A 14,980-nucleotide genomic window follows, 5' to 3' on the forward strand; every position below is an offset into this window, starting at 1 on the left:
GACACAAGACGCAAGACTTGAGAAAAATACAATAGATTGCCATGCCGCTGCATCACTTCGAAGAACTTGAAGTTTGGAAGCGAAGCTCGCGGCTGGCGGTCTCCGTTTTGGAGCTCATCGAACCTGTGAAGCTCTATGCATTACGGGATCAAATGGCCCGGTGCTGTATCTCGGTTCCTTCAAATATAGCCGAGGGTGCAGAGCGTGAAAGCAACCGCGAATTCAGGCGCTTCCTGGCCATCGCAAAAGGTTCGGCAGGCGAGCTTCGCACACAGCTCTACATCGGGATACGTGCTGGCTGCTTCAGCAATGAAGTAGCCAATCCTCTCATCGAAGAAACCAAACAGATAGCCTCCATGATCGAAGGCCTCCGGAAAAAGCTCGGAGGTGGAGGTTTCGTCAATCTCCTATTCGGCTGGCTATTTTAGCTTCTGATCTTGGGTCTTGCGTCTTCAAGTCTTCCGTCTCTCTCCGATCTAAATTCAAACTCCACCACAGAAAATCATGTCCACTACTTTCACCGACTACAAGGTCGCCGACATCTCCCTCGCGGAGTTTGGTCGCAAGGAAATTGAAATCGCCGAGCACGAGATGCCCGGCCTCATGGCGACCCGTGCCAAGTATGGCCCGGAGAAGCCGCTGCAGGGCGTCCGCATCATGGGCTCGCTGCACATGACCATCCAGACCGCGGTGCTCATCGAGACGCTGGTCGAGCTCGGTGCCGAAGTGCGCTGGGTTTCCTGCAACATCTTCTCCACCCAGGACCACGCCGCCGCGGCGATCGCCGCTGCCGGTATCCCGGTCTTCGCCTGGAAGGGCGAGACGCTTGAGGAGTATTGGTGGTGCACTTGGGAAGCTCTCGTCAATCCGGCTGGCCTCGGCCCGGAACTCATCGTCGATGACGGTGGCGACGCGACCCTTCTCATCCACAAGGGCTACGAGCTCGAGAACGGCTCCGATTGGGTCAATACCCCATCCGGCTCGCTCGAAGAAAAGGTCATCAAGGACCTCCTCAAGAAGATCCACGCCGAGCAACCGGGCATCTTCGCGAAGATCGTGAAGGACTGGAAGGGTGTCTCCGAAGAGACCACCACCGGCGTCCATCGCCTCTATCAGATGGCAAAGGCCGGCACCCTGCTCGTGCCCGCCATCAACGTGAACGACTCCGTCACCAAGTCGAAGTTCGACAACCTCTACGGCTGCCGCGAGTCGCTGGTCGATGGCATCAAGCGCGCCACCGACGTGATGATCTCCGGCAAGGTCGGCGTAGTCTGCGGCTACGGTGACGTGGGCAAGGGCTGTGCCCAGGCCCTCCGCGGCCAAGGCGCACAGGTAGTCGTGACCGAAGTCGATCCGATCTGTGCCCTCCAGGCTGCGATGGAAGGCTTCCGTGTGCTGACCGTCGAGGACACCCTCGGCTGGGGAGACATCTACGTCACCACCACCGGCAACTTCGACATCATCCGCCTCGAGCACATGGAGAAGATGAAGGACCAGGCCATTGTTTGTAACATCGGCCACTTCGACAACGAGATCCAGATCGACAAGCTGAACAACGCCCCCGGCGTCGTTCAGAAGAACATCAAGCCACAGGTCGACAAGTACACCTTCCCGACCGGCAACAGCATCTACATGCTTGCTGAAGGCCGCCTCGTGAACCTCGGCTGCGCCACCGGCCACCCGAGCTTCGTGATGTCCAACAGCTTCACCAACCAGACGCTCGCCCAGATCGACCTCTGGAAGAACAAGGACACCTACAAGGCTGGCGAAGTGAAGGTGCTCGACAAGAAGCTCGACGAGGAAGTCGCCCGCCTCCACCTCGCCAAGGTGGGTGCCAAGCTGACCGTCCTCACCAAGGAGCAAGCCGACTACATCAGCGTCCCGGTCGAAGGCCCCTACAAGGCCGACCACTACCGCTACTGAGGACGCTCCGCTTGGGAAGTTCCAAGTGAGAAGTTCGAAGTTCCTATAGAAGAAGCCCCGCCGGTCCGTCCGGCGGGGCTTTTTGTTGTGGGAACGAAAGCTGGTCGAGAGCCGTCTCGGGCGTTGCCGTGTGAAGATGGGAATAGGCCGGTCGCGGAGTTCTCGGAGAATTCGATGATCAGGAATTTCCTCCGCGGCATGGTTCATCGTGTCCGGTTTGTCGCAGCGATCTCAGCGGTTCTCTGTGCCACATCGGCTTTGGGGAGTGATACTGCGACTGTGCCGTTGCTTGAACCGTTGGAGGAGGTCGCGAAGAAACAGCAAGGGAAGTCCGTCCTCGTGATCTTCACCGCTCGCTGGGATGCCTCCGATGTCATGTTGAGGAAGCTGATGGAGGACGAGACGGTGAAGGCGGTGCTTCATTCTCATGAAGTCGCTTTCTATATGGCCGACTGCACCGTTGGAGCGGGGGCAGGAGCGACAGAAATGAGAAGGCATGGGATCAAGGCCACCCCTATATCAGCATTGGTCCGCCGACCGGATGGAGCAATCGGCATCAAGCGCCTCGTTTTGACCTCGGTCGACACCTTTGTTGCCAGTCTCCGGTCCTTGCTGGAGAAAGGAGAGAAAGCTCTCCCTGACGCCAAAGACAAAGCTCCGAAGTGAAGGGGGGAATCCGCATCTCCATTCGCTCCCGCAATCGCCCGACAACCTCTCTCCGTCGTGGCGACGCCGAGCGTTATCGAGGAGCTTGGTGCACCCTGATGTGGCTGGGCAGGGCGGGGCCAGGAAGGGGCATTTCGTCAGAGCCGAAGGGCCAGATTTCCAGCGAACTGAAAGGCTGGCAATGGATGAGGGAGTTGTCTTTGCCTTGGAGATCGTGACCGAAATGCAGCCACGCCGCCGGGTAGAAGGTGCTGAAGCTGAGGAGCTCGATAGGTGCTGGACGGTTTGCAGTCTTTGCCATCCATAGTTTCAAGGTCCCATCTCCAGCGGTGGCGATTCGCAGGGTATCATGGCTGACAGCGATCGCAGTGATAGCTCCGTGGTGTGCTTGCCAGCCTTCCTCCGGGATTTCCTGCCAAGTTGCGGTATTGAATACCCGCACACGGCCATCCTCATTGCCACAATAAAGACGGCTGCCATCGGGATGATAGACCACCGAGGTGTCGTAGAGGCGGAAGGCTCCGACCGTTCGGGCTTCCTTGGTCAAATCCTCGATATCGTAAATTTTCGTCTGATGTGCGAAGGCCGTGGCGGCGATATGGCGTCCATCGGGCGATAGTGCGAGGCCCCAGATTCGCGAATCCCCCAACTGCCATGTCAGATCTCCGGAGACCTTCACACGCCGGGTATCAAGGTCCACCACGAAGAGCTGTCCGGGCGTGGCTCCGATGATCTTCGTCCCGTCCGGCGTCACCAGACCGCGCAGCAATTCCCGGAAATCCTGGATATAGCCCGCACCGGAGATCCTCCCGGTTTCGCGAATGCTCTCCGCATCTTCTTCCCACAAGATTATGTCGCTGGACTCGCGCTCCATGGTTGCCAGCCCTCCACCGGGCAGTACGGCCAATGGCATGTGACCTTCTGCCAGGCAGACAAATCCTGCGCCGTCGCGCCAATACCAGACGGCATGGTCAAGACTGCCATATAGCACCCGGGAGCCATCGGGCGAAGCGGAGGGTTGCAGCCAGTTCTTGTACAAATGGGCGTTGGTGAGGCGCAGGGGCGGCGCAGGCGGAGCGGGATCCCAGATCCGCACTGTACCGTCCACCGACGCGGTAAACAGGCTGGAGCCATCGGATGCAAAGCTGACTCCGGTGGCCCTGCCCTCGTGGCCCAGCAGGAACACGGCACCGCCCCCCAGCGCGCTGCGGGTGAGCAGCCGGCGTCCGGGACTATGGACTCCGTTGCCATCGAGCGGCTGGCGGATCGCCGGTGCGCTGTCGTCGTCATAAGTTGGAGGTCCTTGCGGTGCCGGCTTCAGAAAATCGAAAAGCCGGATCATGCCATCCGAGCCGGTCAGTGCCACCATCGCCTCGGAGGGATGGAACATCAGCCCGGTCATCGGCTCGCCGAAAACCTGGCGGGCGAGCGACTCACCAGTCGCAAGCTCCGATACCTCTAGTACATTGAAGGGAGCATCCATCGCTCCGCCCAAGGTCGCGAGGTATTTCCCATCGTGCGAAAGTGCGACCACACTGGCTGTACCGATCCACGGGGAATGACGTGCTAGAGACCTTGCCCCGGCCAATGGCAAGTCTCCCCGCAGGTCATCGATGCCGAATAGCACCACATCCAAGCTGCCCTGCTTCTCCGTCACCGCGACCAAACCACTTTCCCGGGCCACGGTCAAAGGAGCGGACCATTCAACCGGCAGCGGCGTAGTCTTCCGGTCTCGCACGTCGAAGATCCACGCACTTTCACCGGGGTTGAATTCGATCCTGGCATTCTCGCCGATCAGGAGCCGGTGCTGGTCGAGCCATGCGCTTTGGACATGGGTGATTTCATTCAGCTCAAAAACGACCTCCAGCGTCTCAGCCTTGAAGACGCGGAGCGTATTGCGAAAGGAACAGACAAAGTGTCGCCCGTCGGGAGCATAGTTGCAGGCCGTGGTAGTTCAGCGAGTTGGCCCTGCCGAGGTCCGGCCCGTTTTTCAGTTCGGGCAATGGACGCGGCTCCCGCAGGGGAGTGCCGTCATGCCGCAGGAGATGAAGCACACCGCCGCCGGTGACGACGGCTAGCGAGCACCCATCCGGCCCCACCGCCAGCGTCTCGGGGATCTCGCCGCCGGGAAGACGGAATAGCGCGCGCTCATCCCCCTTGCATAGCTGTTTCAGGAGCCGCCATTCCAACCCGCGATGCTCCGGCGGCGCGGCGGCGAGCAATTGACGCGCTCGGGAGAAATCGTGCCGTTCCCGGGCCGCCAGTGCTGCCGCCACGGTGGAGACGTATCCCGAGAGGCGCTCCGCAGCAGCCAGGCGGGTGGCTTCTTCCCGGTTGGCTTCCGCGACCGCGCGGCTCGCCTCCGAGCTTCTCCACAATAGCAAGCTGACGATGAAGCCGACCAGCAGGGAAAGCAGGAAGCTGGCGAACATCGTCACCCGCCATGGGTGACGCTGCGCCCAGCGCAGGGCTCGCTCGCCGGGCGTCACCCGTCGGGATAGGATCGGCTCGCCACGCTGCCACCGCTCCAACTCATCGGCCAACTCTCCGGCGCTGGACAAACGTCGTGCTGGCTCCTTCTCCAAGCACCGCAGACAGAGCGTCTCCAGATCACGCGTCGCCGCCGCCTTCCCCATGTGTGACACCGGGGCATCCTCATTCAGCACCCGGCTGAAGACCTCTGCCGGAGTATCGCCCGGAAATGGCAGCCGCCCTGTGAGCATCCGGTAGAGCATCACGCCAAGCGCCCACACGTCACTCGCCGTGGTGATGTCCCGGACGTCGCCACGTGCCTGCTCCGGTGACATGTAGTGTGGCGTGCCTACCTGGGCACTGGACAGGGTCAGGCCCTGCTCGGCATGCTCGAGCTTGGCCAGGCCGAAATCCGCCACAAATGGCTCTCCATCAAGATCGAAAAGGACATTGCCGGGCTTTAGGTCCCGGTGCAGCACGCCGTGTGCATGGGCATGCTGTACCGCCCTGGCCAGTTTCCCCATGATGAGTGCTGCCTCCGTGGCCGGAAGGGTGCCCGCTTCCAAACGCTGGGATAAATTGCCACCCCCCAGCAGCTTCATGGTGAAGAACGGCTGCTCTTCGATTTCACCGACTTCGTAAATCGGCACTATGTGAGGGTGATCCAACTGCGCAATCGCCGTCGTCTCCGTCTGGAAGCGCTGGCGTTCCGCTTCTGTGGCGAACATGAAGCCGCGGATCATTTTCAACGCCACCACGCGCCGGGTAGCGATCTCTTCCGCCTGCCAGATCACTCCCATCCCCCCGGACCCGATCTGGCACCGCAGCTTGAACTTGCCATAGGTCCCCGCCTCCAGCGGAACGAAACGCTTGAAAGCATGCTCTCCAACAGGCTCTACCGAAGTCGTTTCCCCGGCCTCCAGCGCCTCGCCAAACAGGCATGCCAGACAGACGCCATCCTCCTCCAGCGAGGAATGGCATGCCGAACAAGGCATCGTGGGTCTTTTCTCCATGTTGATCGAATAAAAGGGGACATGCGACGTCTCTCATCACGCGCGCCTGTGATGCAAGGGCATCATGAATCGAAAGAGTTTCCTAACACCGTTACATCTCTTATCACCAAGCGTCGCCACCCTTCCCCTGTAGAGAATGCCAACAATGAATGCCACGACCGGCTTCACCAACCCTGCCGACAGGCATGTGGAGGGAGCCTTCCCCGCGACCGCATGGTCGATGCTCAGGCAGATGGGCAGCGAGATACCTGAGGAAGAGCGCATCGGCTGGGAGCGTCTGGCGCGAGCTTACTGGCAGCCGCTCTACTTCTTCCTGCGCCGTCGCGGAGCAGATCATCACGCTGCGGCCGATGAGGTGCAGGGGTTTTTCGCGCATCTTCTCAGCAGGGAATTCGTGCGCCGGATCGAGAGGGGCAACGGTCTCTTTCGTTCGTTTCTGCTCACCTCCCTGCAAAACTGGCGTGCGGACCAGCGGCGCTTCGCTGTCGCACAAAAGCGAGGTGGCGGCATGGCCCCTCTTCCGTTGCACGAGCTCGAAGCCGTCTCGGCGTTGCCCGTGGCAACCGACGCCTCGCCGGAGGAAGCCTTTGACCGGCGCTGGGCGAGGGCATTGTACGACAACTCTCTCGCCGCATTGCAGGCCCGTCTAGAATCCCGCGGACGAGGACTGCTTTTCTCCGCGCTGAAAGGCTTGTTTACTGGTCAAACGACTGACCAATACCAAGAGATCGCGACCCGCCTCAACATGAGCGGAGGAGCAGTCAAACAAGCGGCCTTGGAACTACGTCGCGAGTTCAGCGGTGTTCTTCACGAGGAAATCCGCCGGACGGTGACCGACGAAGCCTTGGTCGATGAGGAACTACGCTATCTGCTGAAGCTCCTGCGCGGTTAGCCTGCAGCGGCTTTCCCGGTATGTGGTTGCCCGCCCGCTTGAACGGGCAACCCCTGACAGATCCAGTGTATCAGATGATTCCCTGGGGGTGTTGCCGCTTATTTGGAAGCGACACGAGTCATCTTTGCGGTGGTTTCCGGCGTATTGTTTTGCTGCTGACCGTCCTTCTGTCCTTTTTGCCAAAAGTGACCTTCCAGTTCATTCTCCGATTTCCACTCGAAGCGGAGATGGTCACCGTTCGGCAGGTCGAGGTTAACGCACAACGGAGCTTGGGGATTGCCGCCGGCATAGCCGATTTTTCCCTTCAGCTCGTGCCTTTGATCCATGTAAACATAGACGAAATCCGTTTCGCTTTTGATGGTCAGCTTGGAGTGGTTCTTTCCGTGGCTATCATCGTTGGCCCAGGACCAGTCGCCCTCCCAGGTGGCACCACTGGCGACGATCTTCTCCCTCAGGCCCGGCTTGAAGTCCCTGACAAAACGGACGAGCGTCTTGTTGTTCTGCGCGATCCCGGTCTCCTCTTTGCCGTTGTTGAAATGGATTCCCTTCCGATACTGGGCGGAGCTGGCATCCACCGCCTGGTAGAGCGCTTGCTGGAAGTTCCCCTTATCCTGTTTGTGCAGGTTTTGATAAACGAGGGTCAGGTCCTTCATGTAAGGAACGCCCCAACCCTTTTCGCGGGCGATGGCCCCTACTTCCGCAGGGTCGTAGGTACCGCTGTCCTTTTCTTCCACCACTTTGCCTTTCGTGCCGGATTCATCCACCGTGAAGACGATGCCGCCATCAGGATGGATGTCGCCGATCTTGTAAGTTTGAGCTTCGAGCGTGCCGACGGCTGTAAGCACGGCTGCCGCCATTGCGGAAAACAGGGACATTGGGTGGTGTGGTTTCATATGCTATTCTTATTCAATATGATGGCGAGTCGCCTTCGTTTTTGACGAACCAAGATGAGGTGCAGACAAAGTGCCTGAAATTCTGCCGCTCCGACTGATCCTCCGCTGAGTTCTCTTCCTTTCACGGAATCCGTGGGGGAAAGGTCAGAAGAAGAAGGATGTTTTTTCTGATTGCGACGTGAGCGTGGCTTGGTCCTGCTTTTGCTGGCCGTTCATGTTGTCGGGGTAGATGCTATCCTAGCCCGCAGTCATTTCTGGTGGGCGGCTGATTCACTCAATGAATACCCGGCCAAATAGTTCGGCGGATCTCACCGTTTTCTAATGAACGCTCGGGTAGGCTTTCGGTGGCCTTTGTTTTTTCCGCCGATGAGTCCGCAGATTCCCGCAAACATTACCCCCCAACGCCAGGTGGCAGCCATTCCACCTGTGGCCAGGGAGATCCTGATCAAGGCGATCTACGATCTGGATCCGGCCCACAAGGTGAGGTTGCGGCTGTTGGAGTCGGGGATCAAGAGGAGCGATCGCTCGGTGATGGACTGGCTGAAGAAGGTCCGCATCTGGTTGGACTTCCCCGGTCACTATCCGTGCACCACGAGCGAGGTTTACAAGGCCGCGGTAGTGGATTGCCGGAGTCGGAACGGAATGCCCACCGCCGCCGAAATCGCGGCGGGCTGGGAGCCGGCGGCTGCCTCACGGACCACGCAGTCTTGAAAAAGGAAAACCCCTGGATGGAGCCGGGACAGATGCGCGATCCCGGTCCACCCAGAGGTGCTTCGGCTACCAAGTTTTGTTAGAAGGTGACTTCCACGCCGCCGAAGAGCGTCTGCCCGGCATTGCCGCGCGGGCCCTGCGGGTGGCGGCTCACCAGTCCGCGTTCGTCGAAGAGATTCTGCACTCCGCCCACGAGCTTGAGATTGTCATTCACCCGGTAGTGGCCGGTGAGGTCCACGAGCACGAGCGAGTCGATCTTGCCATTTACGGCGCTCGGGATGCCGGTGGGCGTAGTGCCATTCCACCCGGTGCCCCAGGTGCTGCTCATGTAGCTGGCATCCAGATTCACGGCCCACTTCTCCCCGGTGATGCCGACGCCGACGGCGAGTCGCCATTCCGGGATGTAGGGGATCTCATTGTCATCCACCGCACCAGCGAAGAGGCCACCGGTCAGGCGCTGGCCGGCCGGCACGTCGAAGCGTGCGTGGGTGTAGGTGGCGCTGGCATAGACCGGCACGCCGAAGCCCCAGCCTGCTGCCTCACCCGCATCGTATTCCACGAGCGTTTCGAGACCGTATGAGGTGGCTTCACCCACGTTCTGGTCAGGCAGCACATTGCCTGTGGAGACACCGATCTGAGGGGTGATGAGATCGTCGAAGGCGGTGTAGAAGCCGACGACTTCCGCGCGGAAAGCCTCCTGCTGGTGACGGTAGCCGATCTCGTAGCCGAGGCTGGTCTCGGCATCTGCACCGGACATGTAGCCTGCTGTATTCGGCGGGCTGGAGCCGCGATAGATGCCCGCGAAGATCGAGTTGCAATCATCGAGCAGGTAGTTGAGGCCGACGCCACCCATGACGAGATGCTCGTCTCCGGAGCGGCTCACACCTGCGGGCGTCGTGTTCTCCCAGTCGATGAATTCGTAGCGGAAGCCGGGACGGATGGTGAGTTGGCCGAGCTTGATCTCATCCTCGATGAAGGTGGCGATGGCGGTGGTTTCTTCCAGTGCATTTGGCGTGCGACCGGCGGCACGCGAGACCTCGTAGAAGCCGCCATTCCCATTCGAGCGCAGGCGAACGTCCTGACCTTCACCCGTCACGCTGTCGTAGTGAACGCGTGCACCGAGCGCGAGGTCGTGCTCGAGGGAGCCCGTTTCGAAGCGGATGTTCGCTTGGTTTTGCCAGCCATAGGATTCGTGGAAGCGGATGTTCGACAGACGTCGGATGGTTCCGTCGCCGTAGCCCTGCAGCACCGCGAGCGCGGCGGGATTCAGCAGCGCGCTGGCGATGGGGATATTCGTGCCGCCACCGATCGCGTCGTTCGCTCCGAGACGAACGTCATTCAGACGGAAGAACGCGCGATTGAATTCGTTGTAGTAGAGTGCGCTTTCGAGGCGAAGGCTGTCGCTCGGCTCCGCGATCCACTTGAAGTACGAGCGAGTTGCGTCCGAGTCGAAGGTGTCGAAGGCATTTCCAGCATAGCGCCGGTCGTAGTTCGCACGCAGGTCCTGCTCGGTCACGCCCGGGTAGGAGTCGTCCATGTCGAAGTCAGTGTAGCCCACCTTCACTTCGAAGCGCTGCTTCAGCGCGGTATTCGGCTCCCAGAAGAACTTCAGCATCGGCTCCAGCAGATCCATGCCCGCGGTGGCACCGGAGCCATCCAGCTCGCGGAAGCCGTCGCTGGATTGGTGGTGGAGTTCCAAGAGGTAGCCGAAGCGGCCCGACTCAGTCTCCACCGTGTCTCCGCTCCACATGTGGTTGAAGAACGTGTTGTCGGTCCCGAAGGTGTTGCGGGAAAAAAATCGCGGGCCATCACCTTCCGGGATCGGCGTGGAGAGGAAATTGACGACACCGCCGGTGGTCTGCGGGCCATACTTCACCTGGCTGGAACCCTTCAGGATTTCCACGCCGGCCATGCGTCCGACCTTCGGCGAGTAGTAGGCGGAGGGATTTGAGTAAGGCGAGGGCGCGGTGAGGATTCCGTCCTCCATCAGCGTCACCTTGTTGCTCCGGTTCCCATCCACGCCGCGGATGGAGATATTCAGGAAATTGCCGTAGCTGTCCTCGTCGCGGACGTAGATGCCGGGTGTCTTTGCGACCACCTTCGAGAAGTTCGTGTAGCCGCGCTCGCGGAATTCGTCCGCGCCGATGTAGGCAGCGGAGCCGGAGAGCGTCCATGCCTGCTCCGTGCTGCCGACGACGGTCAGTGGTTCGAGCAGGGTGGGGGACGTCGTGGCGGTGGACGGGGTGACAGGCTTGTCGACGTCTTGACCGCGGCTCACATGGGCGAGGGGCAGGGTGGCTGCGCAGGCGAGCAGGCAGTATCTACGGATCATGGTGTTGTTATTGGGCATTGCTTCGGTGATTCACCGCCTCCTTCCGGAAACGGAGCCCCGCATTCCGCGAGGGGTGTCCGAGCAACCTAACAACCCGATCTTTAGAAAATCATTAGGGTGTGAGAATTGATCTCAATAGAGTGCAGTCCACGTATTATGAGTGGCTTGCGATTTGTGCTTTCACCCGGAAAGTGAAAGTTGCCAGCTTATCGCCTACTTCTAGCTCCAATGTTCCGCCGAGACGGTAGGCAATCTCCCTAGCCAGCGGAAGACCCAGCCCCGCGCCGGGAGCATTCACGGAAACCCGGCGTCCGCGCTCGAAAGGCCGGAAGATCCGCTCGGCATCGCCTGCCTCGAGATCACCGCGGCTATTCGCGACCTTCAGGGTGAAGCATGACTCCTGCATGCCGAGCGAAACAAGGATCCGTCCTCCGCGCGGCGTGTAGCGGAATGCATTCTCGACCATATTCTGGACGATGATCTGGAACATGCCACCGTCTCCATTCAATACGATCTTCTCCGCTGGATAGCTCACCTCCAAGTGCAGGCCATGATCCGGCTGCGAGGTTGCGGCTTCAAGAACCGACCTGACGATAGGTCCGGGCTCGTAGGGCAGTGCCGGCATCTCATCGATCCCGCCGCGCAGCCGCGCCAGGCTCATGAGGCTATTGATGGTGACGCGGATCTCGCGGGTGACGGCAAGCGCGGAGCCGATGCGGCGGTGAAGATCCTCGCCATCCTTCGGCTTCGAGTGTGCGACTTCCAGGATGGCATGGATGCCGGAGATGGGAGTGCGCAGTTGATGGGCGGCGCTGAAGGCAAACTCCTTCTCATGCGCTCGCGCCAGCTCGACACGTTCCAGCGTGGAATTGAACGCGGTGGCCAGGCCTATGACTTCGACCGGAAGATCATCGGGGATCTCCGGCAAGGGAGTGCCGACCTCGGTGGAGCGCTTCACGAGATTGGCGACCAGGCGGTCGATGGGCGCGAGCGTCCACCGGATGATCAGATAGATGCCCACGCAGATCGCCACCAGCGTGAGCAGCCCGGACTTCGCCAGCCGATGGCGCGTGGCCTTCAGTTCGGCGTCGAGCCCGGCGGTTTCGCGGGCGCAGACGACGACCTGCGGATAGTCCTCGATCCTGAGGATTTCTCCACGCCGTTCCATCTCGGCACGGCCGTAGTGATTCGTGAAGGGATAGTGACGCAGCCCGAGTGCGCGTCCGCTCTCTCCGTCTGCCAGCACCACGTCCCGGAAGACCGGCTCGTCCAGCGCGCCATGGAAATAGGGAAGATCATGGCCTCCCAGATCCGGCGAGCGCGTCGTGGCGGACGTCCTCTCGTCCCAGAACTGGAACAAGCCGTCGAGCCCCAGCCCGCCGCTGGATTCCAGAGCCTCCTGCCATTCATAGACGATCCCTCCCGCTTCCAGTTCCGCGGACTTGGAAAGCAGGATCGCGGATCTCATCAGTTGCTCGTCCAACTGCTCGCGAAGGGATCGCTCGACCTCGTGGTAGATGGTGAGCTTCGACCAGCCGAGCACCGCGCTCACGATGAGCACGCAGCCCAGCATGAGGCGACGGCGGATGGACGGGCGCTTCATTCCTGGGCTGCTCCGATCACGAAGCCATGGCCCCGGCGCGTGGTGATGAGGTCCGGCAACCCGTGGGCGGTCAGCTTTTTCCTCAGGTAGGTGAGACAGACGTCGATCTTGTTAGATCCGCTGTCGCCATGATCGTGGTAGATGTGCGCCTGGATGTCCGCACGCGACACCGTCTCGCCCTGACGATGGGCGAGGTATTCGAGCAGCTTGAATTCCAGTGGTGTCAGCGGGATCGGCTTGCCGGAGAAGGTGACCAGCTTCTTGGCGGAATTGATCGTGAGGTCGCCGATGGTGAACTCGGATTTTTCCAGTGCGAATTTCCGTCGCACCAGCACCCGGACACGCGCCACCAGTTCGGCGAGATCGAAGGGCTTCACCAGATAGTCGTCCGCCCCGGCATCGAGGCCCTCGATCCTCTGGGAGACCGCGTCCTTCGCGCTGATGATGATCACCGGTGTCTTGTCATGCAGGTCCCGCAGCTTCCGGAGGATGGTGAGGCCGTCGATCTCCGGCAGCATGAGATCAAGCACGATCACGTCGTAGGCGTAGTTCGACGCGTGCCAAAGGCCGACGTCTCCGGTGCCGCTTTCATCGACGACGAACCCGGCATCCCAGAGCCATTCGCGGATGCTGGTTCGCAGCGGGAGGTAGTCTTCGATCAGGAGGCAGCGCATGGCACGTCACCGGGGAAGCCCGGATAAAAGGGCGGGCTTTCGCGGCAGTGATGGGGGCGGGCACCGTCGCTTGCCAAGTCTATTTCGCCAGGAGCGCAGGTGGCGCGGTTTGGATTTCCAGCGATCCACCGTGGTTCGGGAATCCGGCGGCGACCGCTCCATGTCGGCATTTTCCCATTTCCGCACCATGCATTCTGGGCTCTCTTCTTCCCGTGCCGCCAAAAGACCATGAGACCAAGCTGGGAGTCGTAATCGTCCGCAATCCGACCGTGGATGACATCCCGGCGATCCTGGCGTTGCACAAGCGCTGCTTCCCGCGCGAGAGCGATGCCGGCGGGCCGTGGAATGAGAAGCACCTGCGCTCCCACCTCCATGTCTTCCCGGAAGGTCAGCTCATTGCGGAGAAAGATGGCAAGATCCTCGGCGCGGCTTCCTCGCTGATCGTCTCGCTCGGGCGGAATCCGCTGCGCAAGCACACCTACGACGGCGTGACGGATGCAGGCTATTTCTACAACCACGACCCGCAGGGCGACACGCTCTACGGGGCAGATGTGTACGTCGATCCGGACGCGCGGAAGTTCGGCGTGGGAGCTGCGCTCTATGCCGCGCGGCGCGACTTGTGCCGCCGCCTGAATCTCCGCCGGATCCTCGCCGGGGCACGGCTCTGGAACTACGACGAGCACGCCGCTCGCCTGACGCCGGAGGAATACGTCTGGCAGGTGCAGGACGGAAAGATCCCGGACCCGGTGCTCGGCTTCCAGATCAAGCAAGGCTTCGCCGTCCGCGGCATCATGCCGAACTACCTCCACGACCATCGCTCGCGTGACCACGCGGCGCTGATCGAGTGGATCAATCCGGAGTACCAGGCCCATGGCGAGCTTTCGACGAAGGTGCGCGTGGCATGCGTGCAGTACCAGATGCGGAAGGTCGCGGACTTCGAGGACTTCGCGAATCAGGTCCGCTACTTCGTCGAGACCGCGGGCGAGGACTACGGCGCGGAGTTCGTGCTCTTCCCGGAGTTCCTCACCGTCCAGCTACTCAGTGCGCTGGAGCCGCTCGGTTCGCGCGAGGGCATCCGCAAGCTCTCTGAATACACGGCGCAATTCATCGAGCTGATGAGCGGCCTCGCGCGTCAGCAGGGACTCTATCTCATCGCCGGCTCACACCCGGTGGCGCAGCCCGACGGCCGTCTGGAAAACACCGCGATGATCTTCAAGCCGGACGGCACCTACGCGTCCCAGCCGAAGCTGCACATCACGCCTTCCGAGAAAACATGGTGGGGCATCTCCGGTGGCGATTCGCTGATCGTGCTCCAGACGCCGAAGGCAAAGATCGGTGTGCTGATCTGCTACGATGTCGAGTTCCCGGAAGCCGCCCGCTACCTCGCGGACCGCGGCGTGGAGATCCTCTTCATCCCGTATTGCACGGACAATCGCCAGGGCTACCTCCGCGTCAGCCTGTGCGCCGCTGCGCGCGCCATCGAAAACCAGATCTACGTCGCCACGGCTGGCGTTGTCGGGAATCTGCCGGACGTGCCAGCGATGGACATCCACTACGGTCGCGCGGCGGTCTTCACGCCAAGCGACTTCGAGTTCGCACGCGACGGCATCCAGGCAGAGGCCGATGCGAATGTGGAGACGATGCTCGTGACCGATCTCGACATCACTGACCTCTATCGCTCGCGCCTCAATGGCAGCGTGACTCCGGTCACGGACCGCCGCACGGATCTCTTCGAATTCCACAACAAGCTCTCGAACGAGATCATCGCGCCGGGCGTGCAAGAGGGGCACCTGTGACAGGC

The 14,980-nt window shown here is 60.9% G+C and carries 12 protein-coding genes; 6 read left to right on the forward strand and 6 right to left on the reverse strand.

Features of this window, described 5'->3' with window-relative positions:
- Positions 1 to 41 precede the first annotated feature (41 nt).
- The 3 genes from OKA04_RS00500 to OKA04_RS00510 all read left to right on the forward strand — a co-directional run bounded on the left by OKA04_RS00500 (position 42) and on the right by OKA04_RS00510 (position 2,589).
- The gene (locus OKA04_RS00500) at positions 42 to 428 is read left to right on the forward strand and encodes a four helix bundle protein (RefSeq protein WP_264499151.1); all 387 of its coding nucleotides are present in this window, start codon (positions 42 to 44) and stop codon (positions 426 to 428) included.
- A gap of 76 nt (positions 429 to 504) precedes the next feature.
- Positions 505 to 1,923 (forward strand): adenosylhomocysteinase, encoded by a 1,419-nt coding sequence (gene ahcY, locus OKA04_RS00505; RefSeq protein WP_264499152.1) that lies wholly within the window; start codon positions 505 to 507, stop codon positions 1,921 to 1,923.
- Between the two features lie 198 nt (positions 1,924 to 2,121).
- Complete coding sequence (locus OKA04_RS00510) at positions 2,122 to 2,589, forward strand: thioredoxin domain-containing protein (protein ID WP_264499153.1); 468 nt, start codon at positions 2,122 to 2,124, stop codon at positions 2,587 to 2,589.
- A 73-nt stretch (positions 2,590 to 2,662) separates the two neighbouring features.
- On the opposite strand, the gene OKA04_RS00515 is transcribed toward OKA04_RS00510, so the two are convergent.
- Positions 2,663 to 4,327 carry a WD40 repeat domain-containing protein gene (locus tag OKA04_RS00515; protein ID WP_264499154.1) on the reverse strand — a complete coding sequence of 555 codons (1,665 nt, stop codon included), beginning with the start codon at positions 4,325 to 4,327 and terminating at the stop codon, positions 2,663 to 2,665.
- A gap of 133 nt (positions 4,328 to 4,460) precedes the next feature.
- Complete coding sequence (locus OKA04_RS00520) at positions 4,461 to 6,074, reverse strand: serine/threonine protein kinase (protein ID WP_264499155.1); 1,614 nt, start codon at positions 6,072 to 6,074, stop codon at positions 4,461 to 4,463.
- Positions 6,075 to 6,219: 145 nt separating this feature from the next.
- Here OKA04_RS00520 and OKA04_RS00525 point away from each other — a divergent pair, with 145 nt between their 5' ends.
- A complete protein-coding gene (locus tag OKA04_RS00525) occupies positions 6,220 to 6,966 on the forward strand; it encodes an RNA polymerase sigma factor (protein WP_264499156.1) in 747 nt (248 codons plus the stop codon).
- Between the two features lie 98 nt (positions 6,967 to 7,064).
- Here the strand turns inward: OKA04_RS00525 and OKA04_RS00530 are convergent, their stop codons facing one another.
- Positions 7,065 to 7,841, reverse strand: a complete 777-nt coding sequence (locus OKA04_RS00530) for a hypothetical protein (protein WP_264499157.1) — start codon at positions 7,839 to 7,841, stop codon at positions 7,065 to 7,067.
- A gap of 384 nt (positions 7,842 to 8,225) precedes the next feature.
- Here OKA04_RS00530 and OKA04_RS00535 point away from each other — a divergent pair, with 384 nt between their 5' ends.
- A complete protein-coding gene (locus OKA04_RS00535; RefSeq protein WP_264499158.1) occupies positions 8,226 to 8,570 on the forward strand; it encodes a hypothetical protein in 345 nt (114 codons plus the stop codon).
- Positions 8,571 to 8,649: 79 nt separating this feature from the next.
- Here the strand turns inward: OKA04_RS00535 and OKA04_RS00540 are convergent, their stop codons facing one another.
- From OKA04_RS00540 to OKA04_RS00550, 3 genes are all read right to left on the reverse strand, one after another.
- A complete protein-coding gene (locus OKA04_RS00540) occupies positions 8,650 to 10,902 on the reverse strand; it encodes a TonB-dependent receptor family protein (RefSeq protein ID WP_264499159.1) in 2,253 nt (750 codons plus the stop codon).
- Positions 10,903 to 11,056: 154 nt separating this feature from the next.
- Entirely contained in the window at positions 11,057 to 12,505 is a 1,449-nt protein-coding gene (locus OKA04_RS00545; protein WP_264499160.1) for a sensor histidine kinase, read from the reverse strand.
- Complete coding sequence (locus OKA04_RS00550) at positions 12,502 to 13,179, reverse strand: response regulator transcription factor (RefSeq protein ID WP_264499161.1); 678 nt, start codon at positions 13,177 to 13,179, stop codon at positions 12,502 to 12,504. The genes OKA04_RS00545 and OKA04_RS00550 overlap by 4 nt, the downstream gene beginning before the upstream one ends.
- Positions 13,180 to 13,391: 212 nt before the next feature.
- Between OKA04_RS00550 and OKA04_RS00555 the strand changes: the two genes are divergently transcribed.
- On the forward strand, positions 13,392 to 14,975 hold the full coding sequence (locus tag OKA04_RS00555; protein WP_264499162.1) for a bifunctional GNAT family N-acetyltransferase/carbon-nitrogen hydrolase family protein: 1,584 nt from the start codon (positions 13,392 to 13,394) through the stop codon (positions 14,973 to 14,975).
- The last annotated feature ends 5 nt before the right edge of the window (positions 14,976 to 14,980 follow it).

The sequence above is a fragment of the Luteolibacter flavescens genome (assembly GCF_025950085.1).
Classification (GTDB): domain Bacteria; phylum Verrucomicrobiota; class Verrucomicrobiia; order Verrucomicrobiales; family Akkermansiaceae; genus Haloferula; species Haloferula flavescens.

Bases quoted from the DNA above. Each gene is read 5' to 3' on its own strand.
- OKA04_RS00525 (WP_264499156.1), top strand. From the start codon at position 6,220: ATGAATGCCACGACCGGCTTCACCAACCCTGCCGACAGGCATGTGGAG.
- OKA04_RS00550 (WP_264499161.1), bottom strand. From the start codon at position 13,179: ATGCGCTGCCTCCTGATCGAAGACTACCTCCCGCTGCGAACCAGCATC.
- OKA04_RS00535 (WP_264499158.1), top strand. From the start codon at position 8,226: ATGAGTCCGCAGATTCCCGCAAACATTACCCCCCAACGCCAGGTGGCA.
- OKA04_RS00520 (WP_264499155.1), bottom strand. From the start codon at position 6,074: ATGGAGAAAAGACCCACGATGCCTTGTTCGGCATGCCATTCCTCGCTG.
- OKA04_RS00545 (WP_264499160.1), bottom strand. From the start codon at position 12,505: ATGAAGCGCCCGTCCATCCGCCGTCGCCTCATGCTGGGCTGCGTGCTC.
- ahcY (WP_264499152.1), top strand. From the start codon at position 505: ATGTCCACTACTTTCACCGACTACAAGGTCGCCGACATCTCCCTCGCG.
- OKA04_RS00500 (WP_264499151.1), top strand. From the start codon at position 42: ATGCCGCTGCATCACTTCGAAGAACTTGAAGTTTGGAAGCGAAGCTCG.
- OKA04_RS00510 (WP_264499153.1), top strand. From the start codon at position 2,122: ATGGTTCATCGTGTCCGGTTTGTCGCAGCGATCTCAGCGGTTCTCTGT.
- OKA04_RS00540 (WP_264499159.1), bottom strand. From the start codon at position 10,902: ATGATCCGTAGATACTGCCTGCTCGCCTGCGCAGCCACCCTGCCCCTC.
- OKA04_RS00530 (WP_264499157.1), bottom strand. From the start codon at position 7,841: ATGTCCCTGTTTTCCGCAATGGCGGCAGCCGTGCTTACAGCCGTCGGC.